The organism is Massilia sp. 01N410, assembly GCF_056399665.1.
Genome location: NZ_JBFTRV010000009.1, coordinates 21,805 through 40,934, shown reverse-complemented (window position 1 = coordinate 40,934; position 19,130 = coordinate 21,805). Strand labels below are relative to the sequence as shown.

General features: G+C 66.6%; 15 protein-coding genes. 12 read left to right on the top strand and 3 right to left on the bottom strand.

The window, feature by feature from the left end; all coding sequences use genetic code 11:
- The first annotated feature begins 50 nt into the window (after positions 1-50).
- A complete protein-coding gene (locus AC1DOP_RS13940) occupies positions 51-1,001 on the top strand; it encodes a hypothetical protein (protein ID WP_477251776.1) in 951 nt (316 codons plus the stop codon).
- Positions 1,002-1,010: 9 nt separating this feature from the next.
- Here the strand turns inward: AC1DOP_RS13940 and AC1DOP_RS13935 are convergent, their stop codons facing one another.
- Positions 1,011-1,952, bottom strand: a complete 942-nt coding sequence (locus AC1DOP_RS13935) for a LysR substrate-binding domain-containing protein (protein ID WP_442122006.1) — start codon at positions 1,950-1,952, stop codon at positions 1,011-1,013.
- A gap of 137 nt (positions 1,953-2,089) precedes the next feature.
- Between AC1DOP_RS13935 and AC1DOP_RS13930 the strand changes: the two genes are divergently transcribed.
- Positions 2,090-3,016, top strand: a complete 927-nt coding sequence (locus tag AC1DOP_RS13930; protein ID WP_442122005.1) for an NAD-dependent epimerase/dehydratase family protein — start codon at positions 2,090-2,092, stop codon at positions 3,014-3,016.
- A gap of 65 nt (positions 3,017-3,081) precedes the next feature.
- Here the strand turns inward: AC1DOP_RS13930 and AC1DOP_RS13925 are convergent, their stop codons facing one another.
- A complete protein-coding gene (locus AC1DOP_RS13925; protein ID WP_477251773.1) occupies positions 3,082-5,352 on the bottom strand; it encodes an OPT family oligopeptide transporter in 2,271 nt (756 codons plus the stop codon).
- Positions 5,353-5,532: 180 nt separating this feature from the next.
- Between AC1DOP_RS13925 and AC1DOP_RS13920 the strand changes: the two genes are divergently transcribed.
- The 7 genes from AC1DOP_RS13920 (at position 5,533) to AC1DOP_RS13890 (ending at position 15,598) form a co-directional block, all read left to right on the top strand.
- Positions 5,533-7,908: a penicillin-binding protein 1A gene (locus AC1DOP_RS13920; protein WP_477251771.1), complete on the top strand. Its 2,376-nt coding sequence runs from the start codon at positions 5,533-5,535 to the stop codon at positions 7,906-7,908.
- A gap of 205 nt (positions 7,909-8,113) precedes the next feature.
- Positions 8,114-8,440, top strand: a complete 327-nt coding sequence (locus AC1DOP_RS13915) for a hypothetical protein (protein WP_477251769.1) — start codon at positions 8,114-8,116, stop codon at positions 8,438-8,440.
- A 191-nt stretch (positions 8,441-8,631) separates the two neighbouring features.
- Positions 8,632-8,790, top strand: a complete 159-nt coding sequence (locus AC1DOP_RS13910) for a hypothetical protein (protein ID WP_477251767.1) — start codon at positions 8,632-8,634, stop codon at positions 8,788-8,790.
- A 74-nt stretch (positions 8,791-8,864) separates the two neighbouring features.
- A complete protein-coding gene (locus tag AC1DOP_RS13905; protein ID WP_477251765.1) occupies positions 8,865-9,863 on the top strand; it encodes an HDOD domain-containing protein in 999 nt (332 codons plus the stop codon).
- A 7-nt stretch (positions 9,864-9,870) separates the two neighbouring features.
- Positions 9,871-13,317, top strand: coding sequence for a transcription-repair coupling factor (gene mfd / locus AC1DOP_RS13900; protein WP_477251763.1), 3,447 nt, complete (start codon positions 9,871-9,873; stop codon positions 13,315-13,317).
- A 7-nt stretch (positions 13,318-13,324) separates the two neighbouring features.
- On the top strand, positions 13,325-14,173 hold the full coding sequence (serB, locus tag AC1DOP_RS13895) for a phosphoserine phosphatase SerB (RefSeq protein WP_477251761.1): 849 nt from the start codon (positions 13,325-13,327) through the stop codon (positions 14,171-14,173).
- A 102-nt stretch (positions 14,174-14,275) separates the two neighbouring features.
- Complete coding sequence (locus AC1DOP_RS13890) at positions 14,276-15,598, top strand: SGNH/GDSL hydrolase family protein (protein WP_477251759.1); 1,323 nt, start codon at positions 14,276-14,278, stop codon at positions 15,596-15,598.
- On the opposite strand, the gene AC1DOP_RS13885 is transcribed toward AC1DOP_RS13890, so the two are convergent.
- Entirely contained in the window at positions 15,588-16,067 is a 480-nt protein-coding gene (locus AC1DOP_RS13885) for an Lrp/AsnC family transcriptional regulator (protein ID WP_442121996.1), read from the bottom strand. The two genes, AC1DOP_RS13890 and AC1DOP_RS13885, sit on opposite strands and share 11 nt — an antisense overlap.
- A 162-nt stretch (positions 16,068-16,229) precedes the next feature.
- On the opposite strand from AC1DOP_RS13885, the gene AC1DOP_RS13880 reads away from it, so the two are divergent.
- The 3 genes from AC1DOP_RS13880 to AC1DOP_RS13870 all read left to right on the top strand — a co-directional run bounded on the left by AC1DOP_RS13880 (position 16,230) and on the right by AC1DOP_RS13870 (position 19,074).
- Complete coding sequence (locus AC1DOP_RS13880) at positions 16,230-17,168, top strand: DMT family transporter (protein ID WP_477251757.1); 939 nt, start codon at positions 16,230-16,232, stop codon at positions 17,166-17,168.
- Between the two features lie 101 nt (positions 17,169-17,269).
- Entirely contained in the window at positions 17,270-17,677 is a 408-nt protein-coding gene (locus tag AC1DOP_RS13875) for a hypothetical protein (RefSeq protein WP_477251755.1), read from the top strand.
- Between the two features lie 242 nt (positions 17,678-17,919).
- Positions 17,920-19,074 carry an ABC transporter substrate-binding protein gene (locus AC1DOP_RS13870; protein ID WP_477251753.1) on the top strand — a complete coding sequence of 385 codons (1,155 nt, stop codon included), beginning with the start codon at positions 17,920-17,922 and terminating at the stop codon, positions 19,072-19,074.
- Positions 19,075-19,130: the final 56 nt, after the last annotated feature.

Genomic DNA, 19,130 nt, shown 5'->3' with positions numbered 1-19,130 from the left:
TTAACCGTAGGAAAATATCATCTTTCGTACGTACATGCTAGAGAGGAAACATGAAAAGAACGATCGGCATCCTGCTTTGGCTCGCCGGACACGCCATCAACCTGCTCGTGCTGCTGGCGGGCGCCGTCTATCTGTTCGGTGCCGTCATCTGGATGCATGCGCCGCTGCTGGGCGCCCTTGTGACCGGTGCGCCGATGGCGCTGCCGGCTCTCGGCCTGGCCTGGCTGTGCACGCGGTTCGGGAAACGCCTGCGCGACGATGCGCCGGCACCGGCGCGATCGCCCGCCAAACGCTGGCTGCTGGCGGGAGTCGGCCCCGTCGCGATCGGCGCCTGCGCAATGGTGGTCCGCTCCGGCGTCAAGGAATATGAATGCCAGGCGGGCCGCTCGCGAAACGGCGACGGCCAGCTCGAGGCACAGCGCAACGGTTTCGAGCGTGTCTGTCCGGGCGATCTCGAGCGCTTCGACGTCGGCTTCCTGCCGGACGCCATCGCCACCCGCAAGCTGGCCTTCACGCCGGTCGACCTGCGCCACACGCCATTTACACTGCTCGAAGGCCTCGGCAGCCGCGCCGAAAAGGTCGGCGACGTCCGTTCCCGCCTGTACCGGGGCTTTCGCACACCGGACGGGCACCGGCTGACCCTGTTCGAACAGGACATGTCGGCGGACGGCAGCACCAGCTGGCGCGATCCGAAGGACGAACCGGAGCGCATCAATGGCCTGCCGGCCCGGCTGGTCGTGCTAGAAGACCCGTCGGGAAAGGCAGTCTCGCTGCTGTCGTGGAAGGAAGGCCGCCGCGATTACCAGCTATGGATCGATGCGAACCTCGTGCGCGAGCCCTTGCGCGATCGCCTGTTCGCGCTGGCGGCATCGCTGCCGCATGCGGTGCCGGCATGTCCGAACGAGCCGCCGCCCAGGCCTGTCGACGAGCCGATGCCGAAGGTATTGAGCGCGGCGCAGCTGGACGCGATGATGGACAGGAGCAAGCGGCCCTGTAAATAAGGGCGCTGCTTACTTCGCCGGAGGTTCGCCAGCGCGGCCATTGCCGGCATCGAGCGTGCGCCGCATCGCCTCCATCTCCGCATCGACCCAGGCACGAAACTGCTGCACCTTGGCCATCGCCTCCTTGTGCGGATTGACCAGGAAGCGGTAGCCGTTGCCATAGGGCGCGCTGCGGCATTGCAGCACCCGCAGGCTGCCGGAGGCGATGTCCTCGAAGGCGATCCCGTAAGGCACCAGGGCGATCCCCTGCCCGGCCACCGCGGCCTGGGCCAGCACGCCCCAGTGGCTGAAGGTGCGCGAAAAATCGTATTTGCCCTCGAATTTTCCCTTCAAGGCGCGGTTCTCGTTCAAGAGTTGCAGCCAGGCTTCCGGCGTGCGCTCGCACAGCAGCGGAAAGCGGGACAGGTCGGCAAGCGTGAGTTCCTGTTGGCCCTCGGCCAGCAGCTCCGGGCTGTAGACCGGCACCAGCCGCTCGCGGAACAGCAACGCCGGATCGCCGTCCTTCACCGGACCGAAGCGGATCGCGACGTCGACGCCATCGTCTTCCAGGTCGACCGGGGTGTCGTTCGAATCGATGCGGATGTCGAGTTCCGGATGCCGCTTGGTGAAGCGCGGCATCCGCGGCACCAGCCATTTGATGGCGAAGGAGTGCGTGGTCGAGATGCGCAGGATGGCTTCCTCGTCGCCACGCTGCAGTGCGGCGACCTTGGCGCGCAGGTCGCCGAGCGAGCGCCCGACCGCAATCGCCAGTTCCTGGCCCTTGGCGGTCAGCGCGATATGGCGCGGATGACGCACGAACAGGGGAAAGCCGACCGCATCCTCCAGGTGCTTGACCTGCAGGCTGACGGCGGCCGGGGTCTTGTGCAGCTCCTGTGCCGCCAGCTTGAAGCTGCCCCAACGCGCGGCACATTCGAAATCGATCAGCCCGGACAGGCTGCGCAGGGGCTTCAAGCCCCCACCATGCATAAGTTTTTCTTATTCATTGCAATGTTTTTTTCTTGTTTGAACAATTGCTGCGCTGCATACAAAATATAGCGGATTCACCACGAACCCGCCAGCTTTTCAGCGTCTTCAGCGTAAGGAAAACCATGTTCAAGAACATTCTGGTGATCGGCGGTACCCGTTTCATCGGCAGGCTGCTCGTCCAGCGGCTCCTGCACGCCGGCCACCGTGTCACCATCGCTACGCGCGGCTACGCGCCCGATCCCTTCGGCGGCCGCATCCAGCGCATCCGCGCCGACCGCCGCAACGAGCTGGCGATGCGCGCCGTGGCCAAGGCCGGCCCCTTCGATATCGTCTACGACCAGATGAGCTACAGCCCGCTGGACGCGGCGATCGCCGTGCGCACCTTTGCCGGCCAGGTCGGCCGCTATGTGATGACCTCGACCATCGACGCCTACCGTGTGCTGGGCTTCGGCGCAGCCGGGCTGCTGACGGAAGCCGGGCTCGCGGTCGAGGCCCAGCCCATCGACACCCAATACCCCTGGCACGACCCGCGCCGCGCCACCGAATGCTATGTGAGCGGCAAGGTGCAGGCCGAAGCCTACCTGGTGCGCGACGGCTCGCTGCCGCTGGTCACGCCGCGCCTGGCCCACGTGCTGGGCGGCCCGGAAGACTTTACAGGCCGCCTCGCCCACTACGTCGAACTGGCGCGCGCCGGCGCGACGCTGCCGTATTCGAACGAGAGCGCGGCCGTGTCCTTCATGACCGCGCATGCGGCGGCGGACTTCCTGTTCTGGAGCGGCATGCAGGACTTCACCGGTCCGGTGAACGCGGCCTGCGATGGGGCGCTGTCGGCTTCGCAACTGTACGAGCGCGTCGGCGAGGTGCTGGAGTCGCCGGTGCGGATGCGCCGTGCGGCGGCGCCGGCGGAGGCCGGGCGGCTGTCGCCCTTCGATTTGCCGGGGCCGATGGTGCTGGATACGTCGCGCGCCAAGGCACTGGGGTACAGCTTCGGGCATACCGATGAGTGGTTGGATCACACCATCCGGCAGCACGACCTCGCCTTCGTCTGAGTCGCCCGAACGCTAACGAACCCCGCGCCTCATAAACGTCGTCCCCGCCTGCGCGGGGACGACGATCATTTCGCCGCCTTCTCCCGACCCACCCAATACAACAACACGATCAAGGCCGCATACGGCAGGATCGACAGCGCATCCGAATTCACCCCCGCAAAGAAGGGATTCGCAGCCTCCGCCCACTTGTTCATCGCATTGTCGAAATCGGTCAGCACACCCGCCGTGATGGCGATGATGATGCCGGCCAGGGCGCCGCCGGCGATGTAGCCGGATGCCAGCAGCGTGCCCGAGCTGCGGTCGCCGGCGGCCTGCAGTTCTTCTTCGTTCAGGCCGGCGTACTGCGGCAGCTTGTTGTTGCGGCGGTCGACCATCCAGCGGATCAGGCCACCGATCGCGATCGGCAGGGTCGACACCAGCGGCAGGTACACGCCCACCGAGAACGCCAGCGCCTGCACGCCCGCCATCTCCAGCACCACCGCGATCATCACGCCGAACAGCACCAGGGTCCAGGGCAGCTGCTGGTCGAGGATGCCCTTGATGATGTAAGACATCAGCACGGCCTTGGGCGCATCGTATTTCTTGACCTCGGAGCCGTCCGGACGGGTGTGGAACTGGCCGTTGATGCCCGGGTCGACCAGGTAAGCCAGCGAGCCGTCGTCGCGCACCAGGTATTTGCCGGCCGGCCCGCCGTTGGTGTCCGTCTTCTGCCAGACTTTATAGCTTGCGTGGTCGGAGGAAGCCTGCGGACCCTGCAGCTGGGCGGTCTGGCTCAGCTTCGACGCATCGGTGGTGACGTGCGGCGCCACCTGGGCGGCGGGCACGTAGACGGTGCCGGCATCGTTCAGCTTCAGCAGGATCGGCCCGAGGATCAGGCTTGATGCCAGGGCGCCGGCCAGGATCGCGTACTGCTGCAGGCGCGGGGTCGAGCCCACCAGGAAGCCGGTCTTCAGGTCCTGCGAGGTGGTGCCGGCGTTGCTGGCGGCGATGCAGACGATGGCGCCGACCGACAGCGCGGTCACGTAGTAGCGGCCGCCGGTCCAGCCCATCACCAGGAAGATCAGGCAGGTGAACAGCAGGGTCGCCACGGCCATGCCGGAGATCGGGTTCGAGGACGAGCCGACCTCGCCGGTCAGGCGCGACGACACGGTCGAGAACAGGAAACCGAACACCAGGATCAGCAATGCGCCCAGCAGGTTCATGTGCAGCGGCGTGGCGAAGGTGATCACGGCGATGATGCCCAGGCAGCCGATCACGACCCATTTGAGCGGGATGTCCTGGTCGGTACGCAGTGGTGCGGCATCCCCCTTCGAGTCGCCGTTGCCGCCGCCCTTGAAGCCGGTCAGGCCGCCCTTCAATCCATTCCAGATGGTGGGCAGCGAACGCGCGAGGCTGATCAAACCGCCGGCGGCAACCGCACCAGCGCCGATGTAGAGTACGTAGGCGCTGCGGATGTCGTCCGGGCCCATGTCCTTGATGAGCATGGTTCCCGGCGCCAGCGGAACGCTCAGGAGCTCGCCGAAGAATTTGATCATCGGGATCAGCAGCAGATAGGACAGCACGCCGCCGGCCGCCATCGTCATCGCGATGCGCGGACCGATGATGTAGCCGACGCCCAGCAGTTCGGGCGAGATCTCGGCGCCGGCCGAACCGGCCTTCAATGGCGCGTTGAAGACGAAGTTGACGGTGTCCTTCCACAGCTTGAGCGAGATGCTCAACACCTTGTACAGCAGCCCGATGCCGAAGCCGCCGAAGATGAGGAAGGCGCGATGGCGAGCGGCCTTCTCCTCATCGGATCCTTCGATGCGCACCTCGCCCGCGGCTTCGCGCGACGAGGGCGTGGCGGCGGCCTTCAGCACCTCGGCGCAGGCCGTGCCTTCCGGGTACTTGAGTTCGCGGTGCTGGTCGACGATCATGGTGCGGCGCATCGGGATCATCATCAGGATGCCCAGCAGGCCGCCCAGCACACCGACCAGCATGACGCGCGAGATCTCGAGGTCGAAGCCGAGGATCATAATCGCCGGCATGGTCACGCCCAGGCCGAAGGCCAGCGATTCGCCGGCCGAACCGGCGGTCTGGGTGATCGAGTTCTCGAGGATGGTCGATTCGCGCCCGCCGGCCTTCTTGGCCATGCCGAACAGGGTGATCGCGATCACCGCCACCGGGATCGAGGCGCTGACCGTGAGGCCGACCTTCAGCACCAGGTAAAGCGAGGAAGCGCCGAAGATCATGCCCAGCACCGTGCCCATGATCAGGGCGCGCAGGGTGAATTCCGGGAGGTGGGCGGACGCCGGGATATACGGCTTGACCGCGGGTGGATGGGGATCGTACGGCATCTTTTCCTTGGGACGTATCGTGTTTCTGAACTGCAGGGACTGCTTAGCAGTGCCTTGAACTCGCACTATGGCACATGCCGTAATGGAAGAAAAGCGGATTATAATTTTGACGTAGACCGTGTTTACGCCCTGTCGGCACGGCGATCTGCCGGTCATCTGACCGTCATCAGAGAGACAAGTTTGGCAACTAAGAGTACTCCGGCCCCGCGCCGCCCCAACCGCCTCCGTGGTTTTATATTTCTGGCCCTGGCCCTCATCCTCCTGTTCGTCGCCGGCGTGGTCGGCTACGTCGTGGTCCGCGTGCTGCCGAATGTGCCCGCACTGGACGCCGTCACCGACTACCGGCCCAAGATCCCGCTACGCGTCTACACGGCCGACAAGGTCCTGATCGGGGAGTTCGGCGAGGAGCACCGCGATTTCGTCCCGATCCAGAAGATCCCCGACCTGATGAAGAAATCGCTGCTGGCAATCGAAGACGCGCGCTTCTACGAGCACGGCGCGATCGACTTCCAGCGCGGCATCGGCGCCGTCTATTCGAACCTGCGCCACGGTTTCGGCGCCGGCGGCGGCTCGACCATCACGATGCAGGTGGCGCGCAACTTCTTCCTGTCGCGCGAAAAGCACATCGGCCGCAAGGTCAACGAGATCGCGCTGGCCTACAAGATCGAGGCTGCGCTCAGCAAGGACGAGATCCTCGAGCTGTACATGAACCAGATCTACCTGGGCCAGCGCGCCTACGGCTTCTCGAGCGCCGCGCGCACCTATTTCAACAAGAACCTCGACCAGCTCAGCGTGGCCGAGATGGCGATGCTGGCCGGCCTGCCGCAGAACCCGTCGCGCCACAACCCGGTGGCGAATCCGAAGCGTGCGCGCGAGCGCCAGCATGCGGTGCTCAAGCGCATGCGGGAGCTGAATTACATCAGCGAGGCGCAGTACCAGCAGGCGCTGGCCGAGCCGCTGCGCGTGAACACCCGCGGCCAGGAATTCGACACCCATGCCGAGTACGTGGCCGAACTGGCGCGCCAGGCGGTCTACAACCAGTTCAAGGACGACGCCTATACCAAGGGCATCAAGGTCTACACGACCATCCTGAAGGCCGAGCAGGAAGCGGCCTACGCTTCGGTGCGCCGCAACGTGCTGGCCTACGACCAGCGCCACGGCTACCGCGGACCGGAAGGCCGCATCGAGCTGCCCGAGGACCCGCAGGAGCGCGAGGATACGATTACCGATGCCCTCAACAGGCGCCCGACCAGCGACGGCCTGATTCCGGCGGTGGTGCTGTCTGCATCCGGCAAGGCGGTGCGGGTCGAGACCATCGACGGCGACGACGTAACCATCAGCGGCGCCGGCCTGAAGTTCGCGGCCGCCTCGCTGGCCTCGAACACCAAGGAAGAGCGCCGCATTTCGACCGGTTCGATCATCCGCGTGGCCAGGGATGCCAAGGGCGCCTGGGCTATCACCCAGGTGCCGCAGGTGGCTGCGGCCTTCGTCGCGATCGACGCCGACACCGGCGCCTACCACGCGCTGGTGGGCGGCTTCGACTACAACTTCCAAAAGTTCAACCACGTGACCCAGGCCTGGCGCCAACCGGGTTCCGGCTTCAAGCCCTTCATCTACTCCGCCTCTCTGGACAAGGGCTATTCGCCGGCCACCCGCATCCTCGACGCCCCGCTCGACATGCCGGGCGAGGACGCCGGCAAGACCTGGTCGCCGCAGAACGACGATTTCAAGTGGGACGGTCCGATCACCATGCGCCGCGCGCTGGCGGAATCGAAGAACGTGGTGTCGGTGCGCCTGTTGCGCGCGATCTCGGTGCCCTACGCCCATGATTTCATCGGCAAGTTCGGCTTCGACGTCGCGCGCCAGCCGGCCAACTACACGATGGCGCTGGGCACCGGCGCCGTCACCCCGCTGCAGATGGCCGGCGCCTACGCCGTGTTCGCGAACGGCGGCTACCGGGTCCAGCCCTACCTGATCGAGAAGATCGTCGACGCCGACGGCAAGGTGATCCAGGAGACCAAGCCGCAGGCGGCGCACCAGGAAGAGCAGCGCGTTCTGGATGCGCGCAATGCCTTCATCACCGACAGCATGCTGCGCGACGTGGCCCGCTACGGCACCGGCGCCGCCGCCACCAAGGCCCTGGGCCGCACCGACATCGCCGGCAAGACCGGCACCACCAGCGACGCCGTCGACGGCTGGTTCTCGGGCTACGGCGGCAACGTCGTGGCGGTGGCCTGGATGGGCTATGACGATCCGAAATCCCTGGGCGGCCGCGAGTTCGGCGCCACCCTGGCGCTGCCGATCTGGATCGACTACATGAAGGTGGCCCTGGCCAAGCGCCCGCAGGAAGAGCGTCCGCAGCCGGAAGGCCTGGTGCGCGAAAACGACGACTGGGTCTACGCCGAGTTTGCCGAAAGTCCGACCTTCGGCGGCGTCGACCTCGACCAGCAGCCGGCCGTGGACCCGAACGCCGATCCGAACGCGCCACCGCCACCGCAGCAGCAGGCGGCGCAGCCGCAACCGCAACAGCAGCAGCTTCAGAACAGCCTGTTCTAAGCCCGTTCCGCTTCCCTGCCCCCAAGGCCCCGCCACCCGCGGGGCCTTTTTCTTTGTGCGAACACTTCAAGCCAAATGCAGTTCTTGTAGGGAAATTTGTAGCAAGAGCGTCGTCTTTATCCTACATGGCTGGACGGACCCATCCTATTTTGGAACCCCATCCCCCACCCCATGATGGCGTCATCCACCACCGAAGGAGTAGACCATGAAACAATATCAAAGCGTGATGATTGCTGCCGCGATGGCCATTGGCCTGGCAGCCTGCAGCTCGACCGGCAGCAACTCCGACAGCGGCTCGATGGAAGGCAGCTCGAGTGGCAGCAGCGCGACCGGCACGTCCAACTCCGGCACCATGGGCACCTCCGGCAACGGCGCCTCAGGCACCGCAACCTCGGGCGCCAGCGGCAACACCGGCACCTCGGGCCGTAACGACTGGGGCACCGGCAGCGGCACCTCGGGTTCCGGCACTTCCGGCACCACCAATTCGGGCACGACCAGCGGAACCACCCCGCCTCCCACCAATACGCAGTGAGATAAGGGCCGAAGCAGGCGTACAGCCTGCCGGTGCCTCCCTCCTGCTGGCGGCGTCCCTGGCGGCGTGCGGCCCGAACGAAGGCAATAGCGACCATGGCGGCACCCCGCCTTACCGGTCGCCGCGACCCGGTTCGCTTGCCGCCAGCCTTACCGTGGCCCCCACCATGCGATCACTATAGGGAAACCGCTATGAAGGTATTCCAGACCGGCGCGACCGGCGCTTCCACCACCGGCACAGCCACCGCCACCGGCTCGGCGGCGGCGAAAGACAATTCCGACGCCAACGGCACCGGAAATACCACCCCCTCCGTGCGCGCTTCCAGCGACAGCGGCGCCGCCGGCCACTGAGCTCTGCAAACGCAATCCGGTCCGCCGCCGCCCCTCGGGTAGAATGGCCCCTGGCATAGTCGAGGGGCGTAGCAATGAAAAACTGGATTGCGCGGCTGTTCGGCGGCGTTGATGACGCCGTCGCGTCGCACACGCCTGTGCGGGCCGGCGCACCCGCGCCCCAAGCGCCGGCGCCGGCGTCCGACCGGGCGCCCCTGGACCACGGCCAGGCCTGGTGGCGCTGGCTGACCGCCGGCGCGGCGGCCGCGGCGCCGACCGCACAGGCGCAGCGGCACAGCCAGCTGGTGCTGGCCGAACTCGACCGCCTGCTCGATTCCCCGGACCACGCCGCCGACCTGGTCCCGCGCGTCCCCGAAGTCATTCCCCAGCTGCTGCGCAGCCTGCGCGACGAAGCTGCGTCGAGCGCCGAGCTGGCGCGCCAGGTGGCCCGCGATCCGTCCCTGGTCGCGGAACTCATCCGCGAAGCCAACAGTCCCTACTACCGTTCTTCCGGCCAGGTGCGCACCATCGACGCCGCCCTGCTGGTGCTGGGCCGGAACGGCTTGCGCATGCTGCTGGCCCGTGCCGCCTTTCGCCCGCTGATCGGGACCCAGAACGGCCGCCACAGCCGCCAGGCCGCCCCGCGCATCTGGAGCCATACCGAGAAATGCGCGCTGGCCGCCAGCCTGCTCGCCCCCGGCCTGGGCGCCGATGCTTTCGAAGCCTACCTGGCGGGCCTGATGGACGACCTCGGCCTGATCGTGGCCATGCGCCTGTTCGACGGCATGCTCGACACCGACGCCCTGCCCCAGGACCCGGCCTTCGTCACCGCGCTGCTGGCGCGCACCCGCACGCTGGCGGCCCGTATCGCCCTGCAGTGGGAACTGCCGCCGCCGATCGCCGCCGCGATCCTCGGCGCGGCGGGCAGCGGACCGTCGGCCGCCCAGCCGCTGTCCGTCAGCCTGGGCCGGGCCGAAAATCTGGCCCTGCTGCGCCTGCTATTGGACGACGGCATGCTGGCCGGCGACGACCCGGCCGTGGCCGGCCTCGACGCCGGCTCGGCGCGAGTGCTCGGCGGCCTCGTTCGACTATAATTCCAGCATGCCTTTCGACCTGAAAAAACACCTCCCCAAACCCGGTCAACGCTTTGCCCTGCCGGCGCTGCATGGTTCCTCGGATGCCTATGCGCTGGCCCTTGCCGCGCTCGAGCTGAAGGCCGGCGGGCAGATGCTGACCGTGATCGTGGCGAACGCCAGCGACGGCCAGCGCCTGCTCGACGAAATCCCCTGGTTCGCGGACGGCAAGCTGTCCTGCCACCTGCTGCCGGACTGGGAAACCCTGCCCTACGATGCGTTCTCGCCGCACCAGGACCTGGTGTCCGAGCGCCTGGCCACCCTGCACGAGATCCGCAACGGCCAGTGCGACGTGCTGGTGGTGCCGGCCACCACGGCGCTGGTGCGCCTGGCGCCGCCTTCTTTTCTCGCCGCCTACACCTTCTTCTTCCGCCAGGGCGAGAAGCTGGACGAAGCCAGGCTGAAGGCGCAGCTGACCCTGGCCGGCTACAGCCACGTGACCCAGGTGATGTCGCCGGGCGAGTACTCGGTGCGCGGCGGCCTGATCGACCTGTTCCCGATGGGATCGAGCCTGCCCTACCGCCTCGACCTGTTCGGCGACGAGATCGAAACCATCCGCACCTTCGACGCCGATACCCAGCGCTCGCTGTACCCGGTCAAGGAAGTGCGCCTGCTGCCGGGCCGCGAGTTCCCGATGGACGAGCAGGCGCGCACCGCCTTCCGCGGCCGCTGGCGCGAGCGCTTCGAGGGCGACCCGACCCGCTCGCCGGTCTACAAGGACATCGGCAGCGGCATCGCCTCGGCCGGCATCGAATACTACCTGCCGCTGTTCTTCGACCAGACCGCGACCCTGTTCGACTACCTGCCCGAGGAATCCCCGCTGGCCCTGGTCGGCGACATCGAAGCCGCGATCCAGCGGTTCTGGGCGGATACGGAATCGCGCTACAAGTTCCTGAAGGCCGACCGCGAACGCCCGATCCTGGAGCCGAAGGAGATTTTCCTCGGCGCCGAGGATTTCTTCGTCAGCGCCAAGCCGCACGGCCGCTGGGCCATCGCGCGCGATCCCGCCGCCGCCGCTTCCGAATTGTCGGCGCCGATCCCGGACATTGCCGTCAACCGCCGCCTCGAAGATCCGCTGTCGAATCTGCGCTCTTACCTGATGCGCGTGGACACCCGCGTGATGATCTGCGCCGAATCGGCCGGCCGCCGCGAGACCCTGCAGCAGTACTTCAACGAGTACAAGCTGGACCTGGCCCTGATCGAAGGCTTCGAGGGCCTGCGCGCCAGCGATGCCAGAGTGGCCCTCGGCGTCGCGCCCCTGCAGGCCGGTTTCGAGCTGTCCGAGGAGTCGACCGGCCGCCTGGTCTTCATCACCGAGACCGAGCTGTATGCGGGCGGAGGCAAACGCGCCGGCAAGAAGAAACAGGAAGCCACGTCCCAGGTCGAGTCGATGGTGCGCGACCTGTCGGAGCTGAAGGTCGGCGATCCTGTCGTGCACATCAACCACGGCATCGGCCGCTACATGGGCCTGATCAGCATGGACCTGGGCGAAGGCGATACCGAGTTCCTGCACCTGGAGTACGCCAAGGAGACCAAGCTCTACGTACCGGTGTCGCAGCTGCACGTGATTTCGCGCTACTCCGGCGCCAGCCCGGAAGACGCGCCGCTGCACGCCCTCGGCTCCGGCCAGTGGGACAAGGCCAAGAGAAAAGCCGCCGAACAGGTGCGCGACACCGCCGCCGAGCTGCTGAACCTCTACGCCCGCCGCGCCGCGCGCCAGGGACACAGCTTCGAATACTCCGCGGTCGACTACGAGAACTTCGCCCAGAGCTTCGGCTTCGACGAGACGCCCGACCAGCGCGCCGCGATCCAGAACGTGATCCAGGACATGACCTCCGGCCGCCCGATGGACCGCCTGGTCTGCGGCGACGTCGGCTTCGGCAAGACCGAGGTCGCGTTGCGCGCCGCCTTCATCGCCGTCATGGGCGGCAAGCAGGTGGCGATCCTGGCCCCGACCACCCTGCTGGCCGAGCAGCATGCGCAGACCTTCAGCGACCGCTTCGCCGACTGGCCGGTGAAGATCGCCGAGCTGTCGCGCTTCCGCACCGGCAAGGAGATCAACAACGCGATCAAGGGCATGGCCGACGGCACCGTCGACATCGTGATCGGCACCCATAAACTGCTGTCGCCGGACGTGAAGTTCACGCGTCTCGGGCTCGTCATCATCGACGAGGAGCACCGCTTCGGCGTGCGCCAGAAGGAAGCGCTGAAGGCCCTGCGCGCCGAGGTCGACGTGCTGACCCTGACCGCGACGCCGATCCCGCGGACCCTCGGCATGGCGCTGGAAGGCCTGCGCGACTTCTCGGTGATCGCCACCGCACCGCAGAAGCGTCTGGCCATCAAGACCTTCGTGCGCAGCGAAGACGGCTCCATCATCCGCGAAGCCGTTCTCCGCGAGCTGAAACGCGGCGGCCAGGTCTACTTCCTGCACAACGAAGTCGAGACCATCGAAAACCGCCTGGCGATGCTGCGCGAACTGGTGCCGGAGGCGCGCATCGGCGTGGCCCACGGCCAGATGCACGAGCGCGACCTCGAAAAGGTGATGCGCGACTTCGTGGCCCAGCGCTTCAACATCCTGCTGTGCACGACCATCATCGAGACCGGCATCGACGTGCCGTCCGCGAACACCATCATCATGCACCGCGCCGATAAATTCGGCCTGGCCCAGCTGCACCAGCTGCGCGGCCGCGTCGGCCGTTCGCACCACCAGGCCTACGCCTACCTGCTGGTGAACGACGCCCTGAACATGACCAAGCAGGCGCAGCGCCGCCTGGACGCGATCCAGGCGATGGAGGAACTGGGCAGCGGCTTCTACCTCGCGATGCACGATCTGGAAATTCGCGGCGCCGGCGAGGTGCTGGGCGAGAACCAGTCCGGCGAAATGCTGGAGGTGGGGTTCCAGCTCTATTCCGATATGCTGAACGAGGCGGTGAAGGCGCTGAAGGCCGGCCGCGAGCCGGACATGAGCGCGCCGCTGTCTTCGACCACCGAGATCAACCTGCACGTGCCGGCCCTGCTGCCGGCCGACTTCTGCGGCGATGTCCACGAGCGCCTGTCGATCTACAAGCGCCTGGCCAACTGCGAAACCCAGGACCGCATCGACGACATGCAGGAAGAGCTGATCGACCGCTTCGGCAAACTTCCGGATGCGGTGAAGGCCCTGATCGAGACCCACCGACTGCGCATCTCGGCCAAGCAGGTCGGCATCGTGAAGATCGACGCCCACGCGGAAGCCGCCAACCTGCAGTTCATGGAAAAGCCGCCGATCGATCCGATCAGGATCATCACGCTGATCCAGAAAAACCGCCAGGTCAAGCTGGCCGGCCAGGACAAGCTGCGCATCACCGCCGCCATGCCGGACCTGCAGGCGCGCGTGAACCAGGTCAAGCAGACCATCAAACAATTACTAGCTTAAGTTCGCCATGTCCAAGAAACTGATCCTCCAGGGCCCCGCGGCCGACCAGGCCGTGCTCGCACAGGTCGCCGCGCCGGCCTGTCCGCGCAGCAGCACGCCCATCCACGCGCACGCGCTGCGCTGCGAAGGCCTCGACTTCACGCCCGCGCTGAAGGCGACGGTCGAATCCGCCGCCCACGCCGCCGGCGTCGACGCCACCTTCGTCGATGCCGGTCTCACCCTGGCCGACTTCAGGCTGGTCGCGATGGACATGGACTCGACCCTGATCACCATCGAATGCATCGACGAGATCGCCGACATGCAGGGCCTGAAGCCGCAGGTGTCCGCCATCACCGAAGCCGCCATGCGCGGCGAACTCGATTTTTCGGAGAGCCTGAAGCGCCGCGTGGCCCTGCTGGAAGGCTTGCCGGTGGAAGCGCTGGAGCGCGTGTACGCAGAGCGCCTGCGCATTTCCGCGGGCGGCGAAGCGATGCTCGAGGCGGTGCAGGCGGCCGGCCTGAAGACCCTGCTGGTGTCGGGCGGTTTCACCTTCTTTACCGAGCGCCTGAAGACCCGCCTGGGGCTGGACTACGTGCACGCCAACGTGCTCGAAGCCGAGGGCGGCGTGCTGACCGGACGGGTGGTGGGCGGCATCGTCGATGCCGAAGAGAAGATGCGCACCGTGCAGCGCGTCTGCGCCGAACTCGGCATCGATCCGAAACAGGCGATCGTGATGGGCGACGGCGCCAACGACCTCAAGATGATGGGGATTGCCGGCCTGTCGGTGGCCTTCCGCGCCAAGCCGGTGGTGCGCGCCCAGGCCGATGTGGCCCTGAATTTCTCCGGGCTCGACGGGCTGCTGACCATCCTGCAATAAACCCTGCGCCACTCGCACGAGGTGTGAGGTGGCGCAAATACTTTTCCTGTTCCGGCTCCGCGATTGGCAGTCTAACGCTTGTCCAACCCCCAGGAGCCGAACATGAAACCGACCCAGTTTGCCGAAAACGATGGCGTCGAGAATGACGCCGCTCCCCCGGTTCAAGTTCCCCAGTGTCCGCGACGCCGCGATTTTCTCCGCGCCGGCCCCGCCCTCGCCGCGGCGCTGGCCCTGCCTGCCGCGGCACAGGAGCTGCAGGCCCTGGCGGTGGAAGCCTGGGTTGCCACCTGGGGAACGGCGCCGGCCGGCCCGCCGCCCGCGGCCTCGACGATGGTGCTGGCCAACCAGACCCTGCGTCTGATCGCGCATGCCAGCGCCGGCGGCAGCCGGGCGCGCATCCGCATCTCGAACGAAATGGGCAGCGCGCCATTGTCCATCGGCGCCGCCCGCATCGCCCTGCGCACCAGCGGCGCGGCGCTGGTTGCCGGCACCGACCGCCAGCTGCTGTTCGGCGGGCGGGCCCCGGTCACGATCGCCGCCGGTACCGCCGTGCTGTCGGATCCGGTCAGCTTCAACCTGCCGCCCTTTGCCGACCTCGCCGTCAGCCTCTACCTGCCGGCCTCGACCCGCGTCACGACCCTCCACAACCAGGCGCTGCAGGCCGGCTATGTCTCGAGCGCCGGCAGCTACAGCGCGGCATCGAACCTGCCGGTCGCGCGCAGCATCGCCACCTGGCCGTTCCTGACCGAGGTCGACGTCAGCGGCGCCTATTCCGGCCTGGCTGCCACGGCGGCCGTCGCCGCGCTCGGCGACTCGATCACCGACGGCCAGGGCAGCAGCGCGAATACCAACCGGCGCTGGCCGGACCTGCTGGCGCGGCGCCTGCAGCTGGAGCTGGGCGTGGCCGGGAATATCGGCGTGGCCAACCGCGGCATCGCCGCCAACTCCCTGTTGAAGGATTATCCGGAGGCGATGCTGACCGGCCAGAAGGCGCTCGACCGCTTCGACCGCGACATCGCGGCCACCTCCGGCGTGCGCTGGATGGTCGTGCTCATCGGCATCAACGACATCGTCTACAGCCCGGGGGCGAATCCGATCCCGGTCGGCAGCCTGATCGCCGGCCACCAGCAACTGGTGGCGAAGGCCCGCGCACGCGGCCTGCGCGCGGTCGGCGCCACCCTGACACCTTTCGAAGGCCACGCCTACTACACGGCGGCGCGGGAGAACGTGCGCAAGAGCTTCAATGCCTGGATGCGCAGCGGCGGCACCTACGACGCCGTGGTCGACTTCGAGCTGGCGCTGCGCGATCCGGCCCGCATCACGCGCCTGCGCGCCGCTTACGACAGCGGCGACCACCTGCATCCGAACAGCGCCGGCTACCAGGCGATGGCGCAGGCGGTGCCGCTGGCCCTCTTCACGCAGTGAAGGACGGGGTCACCGAGGGCGAGCGCTTCAGGCAGCGCAGCGTGAAGGTCGAGCGCGTGTGGCGCACGCCGGGCAGCTTGTACAGCTTCTGGCGCAGGAAGCGCTCGTAACCCTCGGTGCCGGCCACCGCCACCTTGATCAGGTAATCGTATTCGCCCGACAGCAGATAGGCTTCCATCACTTCCGGCAGCTCGGCAAGGGCGTCGGAAAAGGCCTTGAAGATTTCGTCGTCGTGGCGGTCCACCGTGACCTCGATGATCACGGTATCCGGCACGCCCATGCGGCGCTGGTCGAGCAGGGCCGCATAGCCGGTGATGTAGCCGCCGTCCTCGAGCGCCTTGACGCGGTGCCAGCAGGGGGTCGGCGACAGGTTCACCGTATCGGCCAGTTTCTGGTTGCTGATGCGTCCGTCGCGGCCCAGGGTGCGCAGGATCTGGCGGTCGATTTCGTCGAGTTGGCCGTCTTTCATGGCGTCTTCCTTGTCTATACAGGCATGGTTGAAGATAATTCTTTCGCATTTTACTCCAGACGCAAAAGAATCATCCATATTCCCGCGCTCAGGCAGGCGCAACAGAAGCACATTTTTTGTGCGCTGCAGTATGATTCCGGCGTCTTATGTAAGGAGTACTTTGTGTCGGAAGCAGTATCCCGCGGCGGGCTCGGTGTCCAGGGCGCCGCCTTCAATGCCGAATTGCCCCTCATGCTCATCACGCCCGCGCTGTTCGCCGCCAATCTGGTGGTCGCGCGCTGGGCCCAGGGTGCGGCGATTCCTCCCGTATTCCTCGCTTTCGGCCGCTGGGCGCTGGCCTTCCTGATCCTGATGCCGACCGTCGGCCCGCGCATGTGGGCGCTGCGCGGCACCCTGCTGGCCAACTGGCCGCGCATCCTGCTGTTGTCCACGCTGGGCATGGGCATGGCGGTGGCCCCGCAATACATCGGCGCGCGCCACACCGGCGCCGCCAACGTCGCCATCATCCTGGCCGCCTGTCCGGCCCTGGTGACCCTGGTCGAACGCCTGGTGTGGAAAGCCCCGCTGGGCCGCCGCCAGGGCTGGGGCCTGATGGTGGCGATCGCCGGCGTGCTGGTGGTGCTGACGAAGGGCGACCTCGGCGCCCTCGGCCAGCTCGAGTTCGGCCGCGGCGACCTGTGGGTGGTGCTGGCCGCGATCGGCTGGTCGCTGTACACGGTCTTCAACAAGCGCGTGCCGCTGCCGCCGCTGCCCGGCACCGTCAAGCTGGCGGCCCTGATCGGCGGCGGCGCGCTGGTGCTGGCACCGTTCGCGGCCCTCGAAGCGGCCAGCGGCGATGTGCCGTCCTTCGGCGACGGCCGCCTCTACGTGGCGCTCGGCTTCCTGGCTATCGTCCCCAGCCTGGGCGCCTACTTCTGCTTCGACCGCCTGGTGGCGGTGGCGGGGCCTGCGCGGGCCAGCATGTCGGTCTACCTGATCCCGCTGTTCGCGACCCTGGCTGCCTGGCCGCTGCTGGGCGAAGCGCCCCACCTTTATCATGTGGCGGGCTTCGGCATGATCCTGGCCGCGGTGGCGCTGTCCAGCCGGCGCCGCCGCTCCTGAGCTTGCCTCACGTTTCAGGAGAGTGAACAGGTGTAACAGCCTGTAAATCAAAAAGCGGGCGCCACAAGAAACTGGGTAGTATGCAGGTGAGGAGAACCGCCATGAAAAAACTCGCCATCATTCTTGCAGTGGCCGCACTGAGCGGCTGCGCGACCCAGTATCCCGGTCCCGCCAACTACGGCACGCGCGCCTACGCGCAAGCCCCGGACGCGAACGGCTGGCAGGTCGTCTCGGTAACCCCGGTCCCGAATGGCACCGCGGCCCAGGCCGCCGCCTCGGGCAATGCCGGCCGCGTCACCACCTCGGACGTCGTTACCTATAGCCCGGTGCCGAGCGGCCCCACCTACGTGACCCAGCCGGTGTACGTGCCGGCCCCGATCTATGCGCCGGCGCCGGTCTATGATCCGTTCTGGTATCCGCCGATCTCGATCGGCCTCGGCTTCAGCTGGAGCAACTGGGGCGGCCATCGCGGCTACCACGGTGGCGGCCGCTGGCGCGGTCATCGCTAAGCCGGAAAATTTGCACTAAAATGGGGAGGTCGCACTGCGGTGCGGCCTCTTTTTTTTCGCCCTGCCATACACCCTCTTCCTTACGTTTTTCTTACGCATTTGCATGAATGACGCATGGTGCAACGCGTCACATGAATCGTTTGCTGTTGCCCAATTGCTATCCTAGAATGGCTCGACGACAGGTCTGCGCCAGCCTCGGCGCGCGCCAGCGTGCGGCATAAAAATCAACTACGGAGACAGCAATGGATTTCAGACTGAAAGCATTGGTTGCAGGGGTAGCACTGGGTTTTTCGATGTCAGGCATGGCGGCGGAGCCGATCAAGATCGGCGTGTCCGGCCCCTTCACCGGCGGCTCGGCGCCGATGGGCGTGTCGATGCGCGACGGCGTCCGCCTGGCGGTGAATGAAATCAATGCCAAAGGTGGCGTGCTGGGACGCCAACTCCAGATGGTCGAACGCGACGACGAGGCCAAGCCGGAACGCGGCGTGCAGATCGCCCAGGAACTGATCAACAAGGAAAAGGTGGTGGCCACCGTCGGCTACATCAACACCGGCGTGGCCCTGGCTTCGCAGCGCTTCTACCAGCAGGCCAAGATCCCGGTGATGAACAACGTCGCCACCGGCTCGATCGTCACCAAGCAGTTTGCCAACCAGCCCGAGAACTACGTCTTCCGCAACTCCGCCAACGACACCATCCAGTCGACCATGATCGCCGAGGAAGCGATCCGCCGCGGCTTCAAGAAGCCGGCGATCCTGGCCGATTCGACCAACTACGGCCAGCTCGGCCGCGAAGACCTCGAAAAGGTCCTGGCCGCGAAGAGCGTGAAACCGATCTCGGTCGAGAAGTACAACATCGGCGACGTCGACATGACGGCACAGCTGCTGCGCGCCAAGCAGGCCGGCGCGGACGTCGTGCTCACCTACGGCATCGGCCCCGAACTGGCGCAGATCGCCAACGGCATGCAGAAGCTGGGCTGGAAGGTGCCGATCGTCGGCAGCTGGACGCTCGCAATGGCCAACTTCATCGACAACGCCGGCGCCAACGGCAACGGCACCCGGATGCCGCAGACCTTCATCCAGAACCCGGATACGCCCAAACGCAAGGCCTTCATCGACGCCTACGTGAAAGCCTACAACCCGCCGAACGGCCGCATGCCGTCGGCGGTGTCGGCGGCCCAGGGCTACGACTCGATCTACCTGCTGGCCGCCGCAATCCAGCAGGCCGGCAGCACGGAAGGCCCGAAGATCGCATCCGCCCTGGAAAACCTGAAGACCCCGATCGAAGGCGTGGTCACCACCTACAACAAGCCCTACAGCCACACCGACCACGAAGCCATCAACTTCGACAACACCAAGTTCGGCGAAGTGCAGAATGGCCGGGTTGTGCCGGTGAAGTAAGCCCGCGCACCTAGCGCACTTATCCGTCGCCCCCGCCTGCGCGGGGACGACGGGCA